Here is a 19,423-nt window from a genome sequence, read left to right as displayed (position 1 = left end):
TTTATGTTCCTTCAAAATTTACGGCTGCGGAGGTTAGTCGCCTCAGGACTGGTGCTCTTAGGCACTTGGTCTAGCGTGAGTTGCAATAAGGGAAAAGGGAACAATGCAACGTCAGGTCCGGCTGGCGGAGCTCCGCTTGCGACAGCGCCTGCGGCTAGCTCTCAGCTTACCCCTGACTACCTGGATGAGCTGCTCGCCCCAGTTGCCCTGTATCCGGATGTCGTGCTCATACAGATCTTCACAGCCGCAACGAATCCGCAAGAAGTTCTCGACGCAGGGAACTGGCTTATACAAAACGTTAATCTGAGCACCGACCAACGCGTAGAAGCTGCGAAACAAGTCGGCTTCGGCCCGAGCACTCTGGCATTGGTGCAGTTTCCCCAAGTTGTCGACATGATGTGCCAACAGATGGACTGGACCAAACAAGTCGGAGAGGCTTTCAAAACAGATCAGAAGGCAGTGTTGGCCTCGGCGCAACGGCTGCGAACTGAGGCAGTAAACGCCGGATCATTGCGAAGCACTCCTGAACAAATTGTGACGAAGGAGAATCAGGGTGGACAGCAGGTTGTCGTGGTGCAGCCCGCCAATCCGCAAGTTGTCTACGTACCGCAGTACGATCCGGAGCAGGTCTACAGCCCGCCGCCAGAATCCGCGGCGAGCGCACCACAGCAAACACCTACAACCACCACACAGACAACTGAGGCACAAAGCTCGGGAGTGAGCACCGGAACTGCAGTAGCGGCGTCGCTGCTCAGTTTTGGAGTCGGCATGGCGCTAGGCTCAGCGCTCCACCATGACGACTACTATTATCCCAATTGGGGATACGGCGCGGCCTTTTATGGTCCCCGACCCTATGTTCCTGCGGCGTATGCCTATCGCCCCGTCTATGGATCAGCATTCCGCCCGGCGTACGGCTACGCAGCTCCCGCAAGGTATCCGTATGCCTACAATAATGCGTATCGCGGCGGGAACAACAACATCACAGTTAATCAGAACAACTACTACAATCGCTTTCACAACAATCAGAACATCAACAATCGAAATGCGAATATCAGCCGCGCCGGTTATAACGGAAATGTAGCAAATTCCCGTCCTGGCACTCGGGGAAGCGAGCAATGGAAAGGTAAGAGCACGTATGCGGGGGGGAATCGCCAATCCGCTCGCAACGAAGGACTCGGCGCGAATCGTTCGGACCCCGGGGGGAATCGGTCCCAACTCGGAACGAACCGTTCTGGATTGGCCGCGAACCGGGCGAGCGGCACAGGCAATGCGCTCGCAGGGCGAACTGCTAACGGACCAACTGCTGGCACACGAAACGCCAACACCCAGCCTGCGGTTTCGCGAACTTCAAATTCACAACCTCGAAGCTTGACTCAGCCTTCCCAGCGTGCATCGTCCGATCGTGGCTACGGAGGCGGCCAGCGGGAAGCCAGTTCGCAGAGCAATCGCAGCAGCGCATTTTCCGGAGGCAGCGCACGCGAGGAGAAAGCGGCCAGCGCCAGAGGCCATCAGAGCTCTGGTGGCGGCGGTAAGCGAGCGGGAGGAGGAGGACGACGAGGATGAGAACTCAATTCACTGCCGCGACGAAGCTGCTGGTGCTCTTTATTTCCGCGCTTCTGGCTTCTTTCGCTCTAGCCCAGGCCCCTGCCCCTGGCGTTGATACCGGTCAAAGGACGTTTTCGTCAGCAAAGGACGCTGCCGATGCCCTCTTTGAAGCTGCAAGGGCAGGCGACCAGGGATTGATTCAGGTGATTCTCGGACCCGATGCTAACGACATCACTTCATCCGGCGATCAGGTAGCCGACGAAAACGCCCGGGCCTCGTTCATAACAAAGTATTCGCAAAAGCACGCCTTGTTAGCAAAAGCGAAGGGCGTCCAGGAACTCCGAATCGGGAACGATGCGTGGCCCTTTCCCATTCCCATTAAGGAACAAAGCGGAAGATGGAGGTTCGACAGTGCCGCCGGCAGAGACGAACTTCTGGCGCGGCGTATCGGACGCAACGAGCTCGCGACCATTCGCTCCTGCCGGGCTTACGTCCAAGCGCAACGTGAGTATGCCGAACAATCTCGAGATGGAGAACCTGCTGGTATCTACGCTGCCAAACTCACGAGCGATCCCGGAAAACAGAACGGCTTGTATTGGGAAGTCAAAGAAGGGGAATCGCCGAGTCCTATGGGCCCGCTCATGGCTGATGCGACCTCCGAGGGCTATGGTCAGAGCAAGGGCGAACGCCCTTTTCACGGTTATTTTTATCGCCTGCTTAAGGCGCAAGGAGCTAGCGCTCCCGGCGGAGCCAAGAACTATCTGGACGATGGAAAACTAAAATACGGATTCGCATTGCTCGCGTTTCCCGCGGAATACGGAGTTAGCGGGATCATGACCTTTATCGTGAGTCAGCAGGGACGTGTGTATCAGCGAGATCTGGGCAAGAACACATCGCAAACGGCATATCAAATACAGGAATACAATCCGGACAAATCCTGGAAACTGGTGCAATAGGGGGAAAACCAGCAACGGAAGAACTCGAGCTCAGATTCCCTCGCTGATTCCGTCGGCCGATTGCGCCCCAGAGGAGAGGCTGAGACCATTCGGGAATCAGCGAGGTGATGCAGCCACCGTACGCTAATGCATTCGGGCGCAGAACTGCCAAAAATTACAGAATCGTTCCTAGCATTCAACCAGGTAGACGCTCTCTGTCCCTGTAAGTCTTGCCAGTTACCTTCTTCTCTACTAATCGGATAGCTTACTTTCGCTCAGGTTTGCGCGAGCGAGAGCGTTCTCAACACCATGCGAATCGAGACCCGACGAAGAATTGAACGAGGTTTCCTCGTAATTGGCATCTTGTGTCTTGCGATCTACGCGGTCGCGTGGTTGCACGGCTCCTTAGGAAGCAACATCGCTGAGTGGCGATTTGCTCTTGCCTCAACTCCCGTTGCCGGATCGAGACATTTTGCATTCCGCGGTGACCTTGCAGATTACAGCCTCTGGTCGGAGAAACGCGTCGCTGCTTACAAACAGACCTTAGCGATGCAGTTCGATCCGCCGCTTGCGATGCTGAGGCTTCCCAAACTGAGACTCCAAGTCCCAGTGTTCAACGGCACTGGCGAGCTAATCCTCAATCGCGGCGCAGGCAGAATCGAGGGCACTGCGATGCCGGGTGGCGTGGGGAACCTTGGAATTGCTGCGCACCGCGACGGATTCTTTCGCTCCTTGAAGGATGTGGAGGTCGGCGACAGGCTGGAGCTCGCTACCGTCGACGGAATCATTACGTACGCAATCGACGACATAGAAATCGTCTTTCCCAACAACGTCTCGGTACTCCAACCTCGGCCACGGCCGTCTGTAACGCTCGTCACTTGCTATCCTTTCTATTTCATCGGAGACGCCCCGCAGCGCTTCATCGTGCACGCGTCTCAAATTCGCGACGATCGCATTCCAGCTTCGTCCACCGCAGCGGTACAAACAGTGTCTGGCAGCGAGGTCGCGCGGTAGATGAAACGTCTCGAGAGATATACGACTTCCCGCAGTGTTTCAACTGTGCTCGTTGCTCTCTTCCTGCTCTGCGGAACGTTGACACTCGAAGCCGGACCGAAACTCGACGTTGCCTGGGACAAGAACGCCGATTTTTCCAAGTACCGCACGTACGCATGGGCTGATCATCCAGTAACTACTCGTCCCTTTGTGGGAATCGAGATCAGAGCCAACGCAGACGAACAGCTCAAGATGAAAGGAATGACGATCGATAAAGACCATCCCGATCTGATCTTGAACTTCTACGGTCAAGTCGACTCGATGGATTCCGTCCCGGCCGCCGATCCGACCTACACCGCAGTCGGGGGGACGCCGTTGCCCGGGACAACTATGTGGACCAACAACAGCGTCGGTACTGTGGTCTCCGTAGCAAAGGGCGCTCTCTTAATCGAAATGAGGGATGCATCTACGAAGCATTCCGTCTGGCGGGCAATCGCGAAAGGCACCCTCAAGGAAAAATCCTCAGAGCTGCAAAAGCAGGTTCAGAACTCGGTAGCCAAGATGTTTCAGAGTTTCCCGCCATCTAAATCCGCAAAGTAGATGTCGACTCGAACGTTTCTATCCGGGCACAAATCAGACTGGTCGCCGTTTCCCGACTTTGAGTGGCTGAAATCTTGCTAAGTCCCTTTAAGTCCCATCAGGATCCCTTGAGGTCCCTAGGGATATCGCATCTTGATCCCTGAGGATTGGCTGGGATATCCCATCCAATCCCTGTGGATCCTGTTGGGGATATCGCATCAGATCCCTTCATAGCCATCATCCCAATCGCCGTTCGGCAGATTCTTGCCTGCGCTTTGCAGAATCTGAAGCAGAAGCTTGCCGTGGGCCACAGAGATCGTTTGCGTGCTGACGCTCTTCGCCAGGTCCAGGTAGGCGAGGTGCAGACTGCGCTGATCCTCGATCAACGGGAGCTCATGATTCTGCTGATGGATCACCCCATGGAAGTAGCAGTACTGCCGGCTGCCAACCGCCGGAGAGCCGCACTGAATGCCGTTGGTCTTGATGTGCTCGCAGCGCTTGGCGTCGTTTGCTTTCTTCAGATACTCGAGCTTCTGGACGCGATATGAGCTCGCCGAGTCCTTCCTGCAGCTCAATGTTGCGGTTAAGCGCTTTGAACAGATCCACACCTTCTTCTAACGATCCGATCTTAGGAATGTCGCCCACTTGCTGCGGATCAATCGCCGGCGGCGGATCGGTCTCGATGTCATCCGGATCCTCGCGCGGCGGGGCGGGAGAGTTCAGCAGCCGAAGCGCTGCATCGCGGATGGGATTGTTCGACCATCGGCGCACAGGTTTTTTGGCGTCGCTCTCGTCTGGTGAGTTGTCGTTGGAATCGTCTTCATCGTATATGGCGCTCATGGGAAGAAATTCTCCTGGAATGATCTTCACCTCGTAGGTGGCACTGCACTGAAGGGCCCGGATACAACAAGGCCTCGATGGACGAGGCGGTTGCGCGGCAACGGGACGCCGCGCTGCGGCAGGGTGGAAGTGCTTGGTCTGCCGCGATTAACTACAAATTGAAGTATAGCGAACAAATGGCGAACATGTCAAGTACGCACGATTATTCGGGTCACAAAGAGGTGGTTGGCTCGCCGTATCAACAGCCCTTCATCCTTAACTGCCCCAGAACGAACAGAAATTCGAGCTTTGGAGGGAAGACCTTAGAACGCATAAGAAACAGATTTTTGGACATTTACTGAATTTTCAACATCTCTTCCAGGGCCGAGTTGTCGTACTATTCCAACCCGAGTCTCTGGATCATTCCCTAAAGCACAGGGTTCACGCCCACCGATGTCCTTGCCAGGTTACAAGCAGGCTTTCGACGAGTGTGCGCGAACTCGGGCGTAGCGCTGTGAGTTGCGGAGGCTTGGTGTGTTGTCGGCGAGGGATTCCATTGGCCGAGGGATTGCGATGCCGAAACTGAAATTCCGGGGAAATACGAATGCGACGTACGCTCAGCCTTCTTATTGTCATCTCGCTGGCCTCGCTCTGGGCCACTGGACAGGTGAATACAATCAACACCATCGCCGGCGGTGGCGCGCAGTCTAACCTGGCGACCAACGCCTACCTGCCGCAACCTACTTCTGCGGTGAGAGACAGCGCCGGGAATACCTACATCGCTGTTCCGGCCCTGAATACCGTGTTCGTCGTAGACACCGGCGGCGCATTGACCGCTTACGCGGGAACTGGGATAGCCGGCTTCTCCGGCGATGGCGGCACGGCGACCAAGGCTCAACTCAATTTCCCGACTGGTCTTGCGATCGATAAAGGCAACAATCTTTTTATCTCCGATCAGAACAACGAGAGAATTCGCCGTGTAGACGCTTCATCAAAGAACATCACGACAGTCGCCGGCAGCGAGGATCCATATTTTGGTGCTTACGGCGGCGATGGCGGCCCGGCGACGAATGCTCGGCTGAATACTCCCACGGGAATCGCGGTCGATGGCAACGGGAACTTATTTATCGCCGATACCGGGAACGCGGTAGTACGGCGCGTCGATGCGGCTACGCAGGTGATCACCACCTATGCCGGAACGAATCCTGGCGCCGATGTAGCGTTCGGTTGCAACAGCGGTAACGCCGTAAAGAATGCACTTCTGGAGAAGCCGACGGGGGTTGCCATAGACGGGGCTGGGAATCTCTTCGTATCCGATACTGAGCTCGATGTCGTCTGCAAAGTTGACGCATCCCAAAACATCAGCAGCTATGCCGGCACATTGAACACGCCGGGCGTTCCGGGTCAGAACGGAGATGGTGGTTCAGCAACCTCGGCGCAGATCGATCGTCCCACCGGCCTGGCTACCGACGCCAATGGCAATCTCTACATCACCGACTCTGGCAACCCAAGCATTCGCAAAGTTGATACGTCCGCAAGCCACATCATCACCACAGTAGCCGGACTCGGGACCATCTGCAGCAACGAGCCTGGCTGCGGTGACAGCGGACCTGCAACAAGAGCATCGCTAAATTTTCCTGAAGGCGTCTTCATCGATGCGAACAATAACATCGTCATTGCCGACACCTTCAACATGCGCGTTCGCGTCGTCAGCGCGGCGAACGCGACGATCGCAAATCTCGCTGGCGGAGGCTCAGGAGGAGACGGCGGAGCGGCCACCAGTGCGGTGCTAGGTTTGGCGCAAAGTCTGCTGGTGGATGCCAACGAGAACGTCTTCGCGCTCGAAACTGCTGGAGAGCGATTAAGGCAGATCGATACGAAAGGCAATATCAGCACGGTCGTGGGCTCAGGATTCGGTGGCGCCACGCTCAACTGCGCTCAACCGGGCTGCAACGGCGACAGTGGGCCTGCGACCTCAGCCCGATTTGTTAGTCCGCAAGGAGTTGCGATTGACGGTACGGGGAACTATTACATCGTCGACTCCAAAGCAGCTGTTGTTCGCGCGATCAACAACCAGGCGGGCGCCATCACAATAGCGGGCATTCAAATCCAGCCTGGACAGATCGCGACCGTGGCCGGAAATGGAACTCCCTGCACCCCAGGATCAGCCTCGTTTCCAACCTGCGGAGATGGCGGAGCCGCAACAAGCGCAAGCCTGGATGTGCCCGTCGGTGTGGGCGTGGACGCGGGCGGCAACATCTACATCTCCGATCAAGCACTCAATACGGTTCGTGTAGTCGGCACAACCGGGACAATCACAACCTTCGCTGGTACTCCAGGTAAGGCCTGCACAACATATCCCACTAACTGCGGTGATAACGGCGTGCCGACTTCAGCGCTACTCAATGCTCCCGCCGGATTGGCTGTCTCTCCTGGCCTGATACAAGGCGTTCCACAACCAGGCAACACCGACGTATTCATTGCGGATAGCGGCGACAATGCGATCCGCCGAGTGAGTATTGTGAGCGGAATTGCCTTGATCGAGAACATATCAAACGCCGCATTCAACGGAATCCCGACTTTCGGAGGAGACGGTGGATCCGCACGTTCAGCCTCAATGGAAGGCGCCCAGTACATTGCTGTCGACAACCTGGAGAACCTGTACATTGGCGGCGGTTTCGATAACGTAGTTCGTCGCGTGGACGCATTCAGCGGAGACGTGAGCACCATCGCTGGCGACGTCAACAACCTCGCCGGAGGATTCTCCGGCGACGGAGGCCCTTCCACCGTGGCGATGATCGAGAATACCGGCCTTGCTCTGTTTAACACTCAGCAGGGTACCCATGATGTCTTCATTGCCGACTCAGGAAGCAACCGCATCCGCAAAGTAAATCTGGCGCCTATCAGTTCGATCTTTCCCGGATCGGGAAGTACGCTCACATTTCCGGTTACATTGGTTGGTCAGACAAATAGGCAACCTATCGACCTGGGAAACCTCGGCCTGGACGATCTCGTTATCAGCAATCTGAGCGTTTCCGACCCGACCGACTTCAACGTCAAGCCGTCCTCCGGGTGTTTTGGAGCAGATCCTCCCGTTGTCGTACCCCCGACAGGTCAACTGAGTTTCTGTATCCTTAACTTTACCTTCGCTCCCGGCCCCAACGCGAACGGCCCGATTACAGCAACGTTGACGTTCTCTACCAACGACGCTGCCAATCCCAGCCTTACGTACACTCTCTCCGGAACGGCCGCGCAGACAACATTTCCGCTCATGGTTACCCTAATTCCGCCCGCAGGTTCGAGCGCCGCTGGGGGATTCGTCGCGAGCAGTCCATTCGGAATCTCTTGCTTTACCCAATTTGCGGGGACGTGCACAGCAAACTTTGCCGCAGGATCGACAGTGACATTGACGGCCTCCCCCAGCTCTGGCTTCAACTTCGCCGGCTGGAGCGGTGCCTGCTCCGGGACTGCGTCTTGTCAGGTCCTCATGAACCAGGCCCAGAACGTTACTGCTACGTTCACACCCATTACTCCTGCGCCGCAGATGACGATCAACATCGTCGGGTTTGGCAGCGGAAGCGGTACGATTACCGACAGCACCAACGCAATCAACTGCGCTGTTACAAACGGTACCGCTTCTGGAACCTGCTCCGCACAGTTTCCAGGTACGGGAACAACTCCTGTGATGTTGACGGCCACTCCCACTGCAGGCAACGGTTCGAGCTTTGTTGGGTGGTTGGGCGGGTTCTGCAGTCCTTACACAAATCCATGCTCGATCTCTCCATTCCCGGAAACGGTTGCTCTCGGAAGTGTGTTCACGGGTCCCCCTCAGACATTCGCTAAGGGACAGGTTTTCTTAAGCACGGACTTCGGCATGGTATTTGTGCTGGATTCAGCGACGGGCAAGGTAGTGCAAGTGCTCAGTTCGAACCCAACGACAGGCCAGGGCGAGGGACTTACGTTCGACGCTGCCGGCAACCTCTACATGGCGAACTCGCAGGCGAACCAGGTGGCGCAATTTGCGGTCAACGGCACGGTGCCGCCGACCCTTTTTGGAACCGGCTACACGGGTCCGTGGTCACCCTTAGTCCAACCTTCAGGAAACCTGCTGGTGGGGCAAACCGGACATGGAGGGGATACGAGCGTATTACCAACGGTCGTCCAACTCCCGCAATCGGCAAGTGCTACTACGCCACCGAGCACTACTTTCTTTCCCGCTTCCCTCAACCCTTTCACTTCAGCCTATTGGATTGAGCTGCTCGACTCGGGCGACATTATTGCCTACACCACAGGAACGCAGACAGTGCAGGTTTACGACCTTGCTGAGCTCGCGCAGCATCCGGACATGATCACGAATCTGCACGGCGCATTCGCGCTGCGTGAACTTCCGGACGACACGCTTCTTGTTGCGGATACAGATCGTATCGTGAGAATTGACCAAAGCGGGAACATCCTGCAGACCTACACGATCCCGTCCATAGAAGCGTTCTTTCAAAACCTCAATCTCGATCCCGACGGCCAAAGCTTCTGGACTAACGATGAATTCACGGGAGTGCTCTACCGGATCAATATCCAGACAGGGGCCGTTATGAACGGTACCGGCTACGGCACCGGACTTGGCTTTTCGGGAACTTCCGGACTGTTTACTCAAATAGGAGGCATCGCCGTCTTCGGCCAGGCGCTTTCCGGCGGAGCCGATTTGGGAGTGACTTTGAGCGCTCCTGCTGCTGTCAATGTCGGCGCGAACATCACCTATTCACTCAGCGTTAGCAACGCTGGTCCACTCAATGCTACGGGCGTCACGCTCACTGCCTCTATTCCGAACAGCACTGTCGTGAGCTTGTCTCCAAACACTTGCACCTCCACGACCACCACACAGGGTACAAATATCAGCTGTCCAATCGGCAGTCTCGCTGCCAATGGTCAACCTGTGTCGGCCACCTTCATCACGCTGCCGAGCAGCCCGGGGACGATTACTGCGACGGCAAATGTTTCCGGCATCGAGTCGGATCCGAACCTGGCCAAAAATACGGCGAGTGCGACGACCTCAACTGGTCCGGCCTGCAGCGTTTCTGTCATGCCGAATCCCGTGCCTGCCGGTTTGCAGACGACCGCGACTGCTACCTGCTCGGACGCGGCCGGAACGATCAGTAGCACAACCCTGGACTTTGGCGACGGAACCCCCGCGGTTAACGGTAGCACCGCTCAGCACACTTACTCCGCTGCCGGGACGTTCACCGTCACGGTCACGGCAATCGACAACCTCCAACTTACCGGGACTGGCACGCAGGTTGTCACAGTCACGCCCAACCTGCCACCAACGTGCGCGCTCTCAGTGGTCCCGAACAGCGGCCCGGCACCTCTTAGTGTGACGGTCACGGGCAATTGCACCGCTGGAACCAGCCCGATCGCGAGTTCTACAACTGACTTCGGGGATGGCACCGCGGCCCAAAGCGGAACCAGCGGTACTCACACTTACAATTCACCCGGCACTTTTACTGTTACAGTCACCGCGACTGACACCAACGGCTTGTCCGGCTCAAAGACCCAGACTGTAACGGTCGGCCCAGCGCAACCGCCAGCTTGCACGCTGAGTGTTGTACCCAGCACTGGCGCTGCTCCGCTCAACGTAACTGCGACTGGCAACTGCACGCCGGGCTCGCGCCCCATAGCAAGTACAACTCTTGATTTCGGCGATGGTTCAGCCACCCAAAGCGGGACCAGCGGAACTCACAAGTACACAACTGCCGGCACATTCACGGTAAAACTCACCGCCACAGATACAAGTGGTCTCTCCAGCACAACGACACAAACCGTGACGGTAACCCCGGCGGTTGCGCCAGGTTGCACTCTTACAGTCGTTCCGAACAGCGGTCCTGCTCCACTCGACGTAACTGCAACTGGCACATGCACTGCCGGCACAAGCCCAATCGCAAGCACAACGCTTGATTTCGGAGATGGCTCTGCCTCCCAAACTGGAACTAGCGGAACGCACAGGTACGGTTCCACCGGAACGTTTACGGTGAGAGTTACGGCGACCGACCAGAATGGCCTCTCCGGCTCGGCAACGCAGATGGTTGTCGTTAGTGCGGCTCAACCACCGGCTTGCACGCTGGTTGTTGCTCCGAACAGCGGCCCTGCGCCTTTGACGGTGACGGCCACTGGAAACTGCACTCCAGGCAGCAGTCCGATCACGAGTTCTACGATTGACTTCGGCGATGGCTCTACGGCCCAAAGTGGAACCAGCGGATCGCATACCTACAACTCGCCCGGAACCTTCACTGTTACTGTAACTGCCAAGGACGCCAATGGCCTCTCCGGCTCGGCGACTCAGACGGTAACTGTGGGTGCAGCGGTAGCGCCCGCTTGCACGCTGAGTGTTGTGCCCAATAGCGGAGCTTCTCCGCTCAACGTAACTGCGACTGGCAACTGCACGCCGGGCTCGCGTCCCCTGGCAAGTACAACTCTTGATTTCGGCGATGGCTCAGCCGCACAGAGCGGAGCTAGCGGAACTCACAGATACACCACGGCCGGCACATTCACAGTAAAGCTCACTGCAACTGACACAAGTGGTCTCTCCAGTACAGCGACACAAACGGTGACGGTAACCCCGGCGGTCGCGCCAGCTTGCACTCTTACAGTCGTTCCGAACAGCGGTCCTGCTCCACTCGACGTAACTGCAACCGGTAACTGCACAGCGGGCACAAGTCCCATCGCAAGTACTACGCTTGATTTTGGAGACGGCTCAGCTTCCCAAAGTGGAACTAGCGGAACTCACAGATACAGTTCTGCGGGCACGTTCACCGTCAAAGTAACGGCGACCGACGGCAACGGCCTCACAGGTTCGGCAACTCAAACGGTCACAGTCGCAGTGAATCAGCCACCTTCTTGCACGCTTTCGGTCGCTCCAACGAGCGGCCTTGCGCCATTGCCCGTCACAGCAACCGGCAGTTGCAGTGATCCTGAGAAAGCTCTGTCGAGCACCCTGCTTGACTTCGGAGACGGTACAACACAGGCCGCTCCGAGCGGTACGCACACCTACACCAAAGCGGGAACGTTCACGGTCACGCTTACCGGAACCGATGCGGTTGGTCAAAAGGCCACAGCAACGCAAACCGTCACGGTGGGTACCAACACCGCGCCCACCTGCACTCTGACGGTTACTCCAACCACCGGCATCGTCCCACTGCCAATCAGCGCGACCGGTAATTGCGTCGACGCCGAGAACAACATCGCCACAACGGTTCTCGACTTCGGGGACGGCACGACTGCAAACGCTGCGAGCGGCACGCATACGTACAACGCGGCCGGCACCTTTATCGTGAAGGTCACCGCAACGGATGCGCTGGGACTCTCCGGTTCCGCGTCACAGAGTGTGACTGTAACCGTGAACAACTTCCCCCAGGGGGTGTTCGTGGGAATAAGTCCGGGAACGGTCAAGCGGTTTGCTCCGGACGGAACGTTGCTCCAGACGCTGACCACGGGTCTTAATGGAACGGTTTCCGGAATGGGGTTCGATAAAGCAGGGAATCTGTATGCCACGGACTTCACCGCGGGCAACGTCAGCAAGTTCGATCCGAAGACAGGTACGCTATTGGGAACGTTCGGCACCGGATTCAATTGCCAGCCAGAGACGATTGTGTTCGACGGCGCGGGCAACGCTTACGTCGGACAACAAGGTTGCTCGCATCAGATTCTCAAGTTTGATCCGAGCGGCAAGCTTGTGACCACATTCACGGTGGCCACTGAGGAGCAGGGAAGCGACGACATTGATCTCTCGGCTGACAACTGCACGCTCCTGTACACATCAGAGGGCCTATCGATTCTGCGCTACGACGTTTGCCGCAATCAGCAACTGCCGCCCTTTGCCACGGGCCTGAAGAAGGCGCTCATGTTGCGTATTCTTCCTGACGGAGGCGTCATTGTTGCCGACTTGGTGGACATCGTTCGCCTCAATGCCTCTGGCCAGCAGGTGATGACGTACACAGCGCCTGGCGATCAGTGCTTGTACTCGATTACGCTTGACCAGGATGGAACGTCATTCTGGGCGGGCGATTATTGCAGCTCGAACATCTATCGGTTCGATATCAATTCGGGGAAGCAGCTCGCAAAGTTCAATTCGGGAACGCCGAGCGGAACCGTGTTCGGCGTAGCTATTTCAGGTTCCGGTTTGAACGTCGCCGGACTGGGCAATGCAGGCAACATCACTACGTCGCCATCGAGCGCCTCGCTGGCAACAGGGCAATCGGCGACGTTTACCGTCTCGTTCACTCCAAACGCCGCGAGCGCCGGGCATACTTTGACGCTTTCGTGCGCGGGCTTGCCTGTTGGACTCGCATGCTCGTTCAATCCATCAACCATTACCCTGGGTGCGGTGGGGACGACAACGACATCAACGCTGACGATAACGCGAACGACCACCGCCGAGCTGCTGCATCCGAGTTCACCTTGGATGTTGGCGAGTTGGATGGGAATGGTGCCGGCGATCGTGCTGGTTGGATTGCGCTCTCCGCGTCGTCGCCGTGGCTCGGTGATGTGGCTTGGCTTGATCGTTGCCTGCACGGGAATCTGGGCCAGCTGCGGAGGCGGCGGTATGAGCAAATCAACGACTCCGGCGCCGACGCCGCAGGGAACGTACACAATCATCGTGGTCGGCAACTCTGGCGGGATGCAGACTTCCACAACCGTTAATTTGACCGTTCAGTAGCGCAGTGCAAAGAGGCTAGATTGATGATCAATTGCATGCAGCTGAGAAGTAATCTCTATCGCTGTACAGCAGTGGTGTTGTGTTTTCTGCTTTCGCCCTTGGCGGGCTTCTGTTATCAAGGCGCCGGCTCAGGGCAACTCGCTGGCGCAGTAACTGCTCTGGATCAGGCCGCTACACGCAATGGGGCCGCGCTTGCAGTTCGCGATCAATTACAGTGGAACGATCAGCTCCAGACCAACAATACCGGGCGTCTCCGGGTGAGCCTCCGCGATGGCTCGATTCTCAGTTTGGGATCGAACAGTCAAATGCGCGTGGTCCAGCACGACGCGGCTGCGCAGCAGACCACGCTTGAGCTGCTATTTGGCCGTCTCCGGAGTCAGGTAGTCAAGCTGACGCAACCGAACTCCAAATTCGAGGTGCGCACGCCAACGTCAGTTGCCGGAGTCATCGGCACTGACTTTCTACTGATCGCGACGGCTGACCGCACGACTCTCATCGTGTTTAGCGGTGTCGTGCAAATCACTCCGCTGAATGGAGCAGGTGGAGCGCCGAACCAATCGCAGTCTGTAAATGTAAATCCGGGGCAGCAGGTTGAAGTGACGGCTGCGGGAGTGGGAACGGTCGGTCCCATAACGCAGCAGGCGATTCAGCAAGCCATTCAGCAAACAGCGATCAGCCGCGCCGGATTAGCTGCAGGATCGAACGTCGGGGTTCAGACCACTACCAGCATATTGCGAACCGTGCTAATTGCCGTTGGCTCCGTGGCAGCAGGCGCCGCTGCAGGAGTCGCGATCGCGAACTCGCAGCACAATTCTACGCCGCCACCCAAACCGCCTTCTGGTCCCGGAATTCCTCCGCAGTAGTTTCAGCTCGACTTAGACTGGCTTACGCCGGCCGCGGTTGCTTCACTGGAGCGTGGTAGAGACGCAGCGTGTTGCGTCTCCTCCCGGCCGCTTAGGACGCCAGAGAGCGCGGGTTGCCGAAGCTTTATAGCGGAGACGCAGCATGCTGCGTCTCTACCAGTACACCTCTCAGACCACCCGTCCTGTCGCTACAAAGCTTTACATAACCCTGCCCACCTGTTTTGTATCGTTTTATTCAGCCCTGGTTTGCTCGTGTCGTGCCTGACAATGCAGAATGCCACAGGGTTTCTCATGCGCAGTTCGCGCGTAAAACGTTTCGGAGGACAACAGATGTTCCAATGCGTTCATTCGCTTTGTCGTGTCTTTTTCATGGTTTTAATGGTTGCAATAACTCTCTGTCCTGGTGCGCAGGCAGAGCAGCCGGGAAGGGAAGAGATCACGAATGGAGCGCCGATATTTCCCAATGTGCTTGCGCCCTACAAGGCACATACGGTGCCACAACCTAACCTGACAAACTCGGCTCGCCTGAACAGCGTGCTCCAAAATGGGAACATGGTGTTGTCGCTCGACGATGCGATTGCACTGGCATTGGAGAACAATCTGGATTTAGTGATCGCACGGTATAACCTTCCAGTTGCTGATACCGACATCCTTCGCACAAAGTCCGGGGCCAACGTCCGAGGCGTGAACACGGGAATCGTGCAGGGAACTCCGGGCGCCGGCATTGGTGGAATCGGAGGCGGAGCCACTGGAGGGGGCGCTGGCGGCACGGTGGCCGCGGCAGGTGGAGCAGGCACTGGAACTGCTGGGTTAGTTTCGTCGACATTGGGTGTTGGTCCTCCCATCGATTCCTTCGATCCTCTTCTGACTTCCAGTTTGGGAATCCAGCACAGCGACACTCCGCAGTCGAACACAGTTATCAGCGGTGTCCCCGCACTTCTTCAAAATACTGGAACGGCAAACTTTGGATATCAGCAGGGATTTTCCAGCGGTACGCTTTTCAATGTCACATTCAACAATTCGCGCGTTACTACTAACAGCACGCGGACGTTCCTGGTGCCACAACTAAATTCGAACTTTTTGTTCCAACTGCGGCAGCACGTTCTGCAGGGATTTGGATTCGCTTCCAACCGTCGCTTTATCACCATTGCAAATAACAATCGCGAGATCGCCGACGAAGCCTTTCGTCAGCAAGTAATTTTCACGGTCACTCAAATAGAAACTCTCTACTGGAATCTTGTGACAGCGTATGAAGACGAGAAGGCAAAGGAGCGCGCGGTTGCGTCAGCCGAGCAGCTGGAGGCTAACAACCGAAAGCAAGTGCAGGCCGGCACCATTGCGCAAATCGAGATCGTAAACGCGCAGGCGCAAGTTGCATCGAACCAGCAGGCGCTGATCACGTCGCAAACCAACCTGCAGCTTCAACAGTTGCTCATGAAGAATGCGATCACTCGCAATGAGAACGATCCCGTGATCGCCAACGCCGGAGTGATTCCAACTGACAGGATTCAGCTGCCGGCTTCAGAGCCCGTGCTGCCGATTCAGGATCTGATTAACGATGCGCTTACCCGGCGACCCGAATTGACGCAGGCCCGTATCGACCTGACCAACCGCAATATCAGCAAGCGATCGGCCCGCAATGCACTGTTGCCGACCGTTGACCTCGTCGCGAATTACGGAGGCAATGGATTGGCCGGGGCGCTGAATCCCAACTTCACTACAACCACGTCGCCGGTCGGTACGGCGAACGGTGGTTATTCCGATGCACTCTCGACGACTGTTAACCATCCAACGTACTTTGTCGGCTTTGCCGTGGATATCCCTATTCGCAATCGCGCGGCACAGGCAGATCAGATTCGTTCGGAGCTGGAATATCGCCAAGCGGAGGTTCGTCTCCAGCAACTACAAAACTCAATAGCTATTGGAGTGCGGAATGCGCAGTTCTCGGTGCAGCAGAATCGCGCAGCGGTCGATGCCGCACTCAAGGCGCGAGATTACGCTCAACAGAGCCTCGATGCTGAGCAGAAGAAGCTTGTGCAGGGGCTGAGTACGACATACAACGTGCTCACGCAGCTAAGTAATGTCTCGACTGCCGATTCGAATCTGGTGAACGCGATGTCTGACTACGAGCAGTCGAAGCTGAACCTCGACGTGGTGACAGGCCGCTTGCTTGAGACACTCGGCATCAGCATTGCCGACGCCGCGAGCGGAAATGTAACGCAGATGCCGCACGCGCCTTATGCTGTCCGGGGCAACGACGTGATCACACAGCCTGTGCCAGAATTTCAACCGGACCAAACGGGAGTAACCCCGCGGCCAAAGGGAGAATGATTCTATTGGCTAGAATGGACAGTCATTTTATGCAATTCGACCAATGGGTGAAATCTCGGTGAATCTACCCCCCAACAGCGCGATCGCCGTACCCCATCCTCCTCCACATCTTCGGCCACGGCGGACATCTCATGTTGTGCAGATTTTTCGTTTTGGAGTGGTTGGCGTCATCAATACTGTCGTCGATCTCTCGGTCCTGAATGTTCTCATTTTCCTTACCCACACTGGACAGGCAGGAGCAATGTTCGCGGTTTTCAAGACGTTCGCATTCGCATCCGCGGTCTTGAACAGCTACGTGATGAACCGCTCCTGGACCTTCCGGCGCTCCACTGACAAGCACTATGTCGTGGAAGGGGCTCAGTTTCTGTTTATAAGCTTGCTGGGCGCGGTGGTGAATGTGGGGACGTCGTCGTACGTTGCTACCTACATGCATCCCAGATGGGGAATCCACACGAAGGCGTGGCCGTCGTTCGCGGCGTTGGTGGGAACAGCTTTCTCGCTCGGATTCAACTTTATCGGTTATAAGTTTTGGGTGTTCTCACACCGGAAGAGCGAGGGCCTTTCCCAGTGACCGTGTACTCTGCGGTTGGGCCTGAATGATTCACGATTGCGGCCGAAACCATAGATACTGTCATCCCTCAAGCCGCGGCGTAGCTGTCATTTGAGAGGTGAAGCTTATGCGGCTTGGGGGATCTGCTTTTGTCATCACAGACGCAACCGCAGCTCCCCCGCGCCGCAAAATCATTCTCTCGATACGAAAGAGCTGTCGTGCGGCGCGAGGGATGACAGTTTCAAAAGGAACAATTACCTGCATGACTCACTCCGCAAGGACACGATGGACAAGGTGTATGGAGATCGAGCCTTCTCCTACGGCTGAAGCGACACGCTTTACGTTGTTTGCCCGGGCATCACCCACCGCAAAGACGCCTGGAAGAGTTGTCTCGAGCAGGTAAGGAGACCGCGAGAGCGGCCATTGCGCCGAGCGCAAATCTTCGGGAAGAAGCTCCGGCCCGGTTTTGATGAAGCCTTTGTCGTCCAGAGCTATGCATCCTTCGAGCCATTCCGTATTGGGACTGGCTCCGGTCATGAGAAAAACATGATGAATGCGATGGATCTCCACCGCTTTGGTCCGATTATTTCGCCAGCGAACGCATTCAAGCTTTCCGTTGCCTTCAAGACCGTCAATCTCGGTAAATGGATGCAGGGTGATTTTTGGGCTCTCCTCGATTCGCCGAATCAGATAACGAGACATGGTGTCGGCCAGCCCTTCTGAGCGAATTAGAACGTGCACATGTTTCGCAGTGTTTGCAAGGAAGACCGCTGCCTGACCAGCTGAATTCCCCCCGCCTACTACGATTGCCTCCTCGTGCTCGCAAAGCTGCGCCTCGATGTAGGTAGCCCCGTAGTACACGCCGATACCTTCGAACTGTGAGAGATTCTCAAGCGGAAGCCTGCGGTATTGAGCGCCGGTCGCAATCACGATTGCGCGGGCCGGGATCTGTGCGCCTCCCTCGATCTCAATCGCATATGGACGCTTAGTACAAGCCAGCTTCACGGCGCTGCGCGCAATGATCATCTCGGCGCCAAACTTCTGGGCTTGGGTGTAAGCGCGCCCGGCGAGATCTTGCCCCGAGATTCCCGTAGGGAACCCGAGATAATTTTCGATCTTGGAACTCGAACCTGCTTGTCCTCCGGGTGCATTGGTTTCAATCACAAGCACGTCGAGACCTTCAGAGGCCGCATAAACAGCGGCTGCCAGCCCTGAGGGCCCAGCTCCGATGACTACAACGTCGCGGAGATGACTTTCGTCGATGTCCGAATTGAGCCCAAGGCAATCGGCGACTTGCTGGTTGTTCGGATTACGGAGGACGAGCTTGCCTTGGCAGATTAATACGGGAATCTCGTCGATCTTGACTTGAAACTTGTCCAGCAGCTCCTGCACACCCTCGTCACGGTCGAGGTCGATATAAGAATAAGGATGACCGTTGCGGGTGAGAAACTCCTTAATACGCAGCGTCCCCGGCGAGTGCGAGGAGCCTACTAAGACCACATCGCCGATGCCGTGAGCAATCAATTCGAGACGGCGCAGAATGAACGCACGCATGATGATCTCGCTGAGTTCGACATCGGTTTGGACCAGTTGCTGCAATGCGTGACGATCGAGTTCTATTACCTCCCCGGCTTTGCTCATCCGTCCGCAGACGAGGGCACGGCGTCCCGAGAGCATGTTGAGCTCTCCCGTGAAGCTTCCCGCCGTGTGCGTTGTGATCAGCACATCTCCGTGCGGGCTTGGCTGGATGATCTCAATCTCTCCTGACACGACTACAAAAAGACCTGCCGCCACTTCACCTTGCTTGATCAATAATTCGCCGGCGCTCACTGGATGTCTTTTTCCCGCTGCGGCTATGCGCGCGATCTGCGAAGGCGTGAGTGCGGGGAAGAGCTGCTCCCGGCGTTCAGGCGGTAAGAGAGGTGGGGTAGCCATGGAAACAATTCGATGCCGGAAAGTATGGTTCGGACTCAATTCGGGACGACAACGAGTCTTCCCGGCCGTCGCCGACGACGAACGGCCGGGGGAACTTGTCTCTACGCTGCAGCTCGACCAGCGACCTGAAAGAAGGCGAGTAGGTCGGCATTGATTTGGTCTGCAT

General features: G+C 56.6%; 12 protein-coding genes. 8 read left to right on the top strand and 4 right to left on the bottom strand.

Annotation, left to right across the window (positions count from 1 at the left end):
• Nucleotides 1-3 precede the first annotated feature (3 nt).
• The 4 genes from VNX88_00060 to VNX88_00045 all read left to right on the top strand — a co-directional run bounded on the left by VNX88_00060 (nucleotide 4) and on the right by VNX88_00045 (nucleotide 4,073).
• The gene (locus VNX88_00060; protein ID HWY67018.1) at nucleotides 4-1,563 is read left to right on the top strand and encodes a DUF3300 domain-containing protein; all 1,560 of its coding nucleotides are present in this window, start codon (nucleotides 4-6) and stop codon (nucleotides 1,561-1,563) included.
• Nucleotides 1,560-2,501 (top strand): DUF2950 domain-containing protein, encoded by a 942-nt coding sequence (locus VNX88_00055; protein HWY67017.1) that lies wholly within the window; start codon nucleotides 1,560-1,562, stop codon nucleotides 2,499-2,501. The genes VNX88_00060 and VNX88_00055 overlap by 4 nt, the downstream gene beginning before the upstream one ends.
• Nucleotides 2,502-2,789: 288 nt before the next feature.
• Nucleotides 2,790-3,494 (top strand): class D sortase, encoded by a 705-nt coding sequence (locus VNX88_00050; GenBank protein ID HWY67016.1) that lies wholly within the window; start codon nucleotides 2,790-2,792, stop codon nucleotides 3,492-3,494.
• Nucleotides 3,495-4,073 carry a DUF4136 domain-containing protein gene (locus VNX88_00045; protein ID HWY67015.1) on the top strand — a complete coding sequence of 193 codons (579 nt, stop codon included), beginning with the start codon at nucleotides 3,495-3,497 and terminating at the stop codon, nucleotides 4,071-4,073.
• A 197-nt stretch (nucleotides 4,074-4,270) separates the two neighbouring features.
• Here VNX88_00045 and VNX88_00040 read toward each other — a convergent pair whose 3' ends face one another.
• Nucleotides 4,271-4,438 (bottom strand): hypothetical protein, encoded by a 168-nt coding sequence (locus VNX88_00040; protein HWY67014.1) that lies wholly within the window; start codon nucleotides 4,436-4,438, stop codon nucleotides 4,271-4,273.
• 7 nt (nucleotides 4,439-4,445) lie between these two features.
• On the bottom strand, nucleotides 4,446-4,892 hold the full coding sequence (locus VNX88_00035; GenBank protein ID HWY67013.1) for a hypothetical protein: 447 nt from the start codon (nucleotides 4,890-4,892) through the stop codon (nucleotides 4,446-4,448).
• 583 nt (nucleotides 4,893-5,475) lie between these two features.
• Between VNX88_00035 and VNX88_00030 the strand changes: the two genes are divergently transcribed.
• From VNX88_00030 to VNX88_00015, 4 genes are all read left to right on the top strand, one after another.
• Complete coding sequence (locus VNX88_00030; protein HWY67012.1) at nucleotides 5,476-13,578, top strand: PKD domain-containing protein; 8,103 nt, start codon at nucleotides 5,476-5,478, stop codon at nucleotides 13,576-13,578.
• Between the two features lie 35 nt (nucleotides 13,579-13,613).
• Complete coding sequence (locus VNX88_00025) at nucleotides 13,614-14,441, top strand: FecR family protein (protein ID HWY67011.1); 828 nt, start codon at nucleotides 13,614-13,616, stop codon at nucleotides 14,439-14,441.
• Nucleotides 14,442-14,819: 378 nt separating this feature from the next.
• Entirely contained in the window at nucleotides 14,820-16,772 is a 1,953-nt protein-coding gene (locus VNX88_00020; protein HWY67010.1) for a TolC family protein, read from the top strand.
• A gap of 136 nt (nucleotides 16,773-16,908) precedes the next feature.
• Nucleotides 16,909-17,343, top strand: coding sequence for a GtrA family protein (locus tag VNX88_00015; protein HWY67009.1), 435 nt, complete (start codon nucleotides 16,909-16,911; stop codon nucleotides 17,341-17,343).
• A gap of 246 nt (nucleotides 17,344-17,589) precedes the next feature.
• Here the strand turns inward: VNX88_00015 and VNX88_00010 are convergent, their stop codons facing one another.
• Both VNX88_00010 and VNX88_00005 read right to left on the bottom strand, forming a co-directional pair.
• On the bottom strand, nucleotides 17,590-19,257 hold the full coding sequence (locus VNX88_00010) for an FAD-dependent oxidoreductase (protein ID HWY67008.1): 1,668 nt from the start codon (nucleotides 19,255-19,257) through the stop codon (nucleotides 17,590-17,592).
• Nucleotides 19,229-19,423: hypothetical protein (locus VNX88_00005; protein ID HWY67007.1), on the bottom strand; the 195-nt coding region annotated here is incomplete at its 5' end. The genes VNX88_00005 and VNX88_00010, both read right to left, overlap by 29 nt.

The sequence above is a fragment of the Terriglobales bacterium genome (assembly GCA_035567895.1).
Classification (GTDB): domain Bacteria; phylum Acidobacteriota; class Terriglobia; order Terriglobales; family Acidobacteriaceae; genus Gp1-AA112.
This window is presented reverse-complemented; position numbering and strand designations above follow the sequence as displayed.

Excerpts from the sequence above, each read along its gene's own strand:
- VNX88_00010 (HWY67008.1), bottom strand. The coding sequence starts at position 19,257 with ATGGCTACCCCACCTCTCTTACCGCCTGAACGCCGGGAGCAGCTCTTC.
- VNX88_00060 (HWY67018.1), top strand. The coding sequence starts at position 4 with ATGTTCCTTCAAAATTTACGGCTGCGGAGGTTAGTCGCCTCAGGACTG.
- VNX88_00025 (HWY67011.1), top strand. The coding sequence starts at position 13,614 with ATGCAGCTGAGAAGTAATCTCTATCGCTGTACAGCAGTGGTGTTGTGT.
- VNX88_00050 (HWY67016.1), top strand. The coding sequence starts at position 2,790 with ATGCGAATCGAGACCCGACGAAGAATTGAACGAGGTTTCCTCGTAATT.
- VNX88_00055 (HWY67017.1), top strand. The coding sequence starts at position 1,560 with ATGAGAACTCAATTCACTGCCGCGACGAAGCTGCTGGTGCTCTTTATT.
- VNX88_00030 (HWY67012.1), top strand. The coding sequence starts at position 5,476 with ATGCGACGTACGCTCAGCCTTCTTATTGTCATCTCGCTGGCCTCGCTC.
- VNX88_00035 (HWY67013.1), bottom strand. The coding sequence starts at position 4,892 with ATGAGCGCCATATACGATGAAGACGATTCCAACGACAACTCACCAGAC.
- VNX88_00020 (HWY67010.1), top strand. The coding sequence starts at position 14,820 with ATGGTTGCAATAACTCTCTGTCCTGGTGCGCAGGCAGAGCAGCCGGGA.
- VNX88_00045 (HWY67015.1), top strand. The coding sequence starts at position 3,495 with ATGAAACGTCTCGAGAGATATACGACTTCCCGCAGTGTTTCAACTGTG.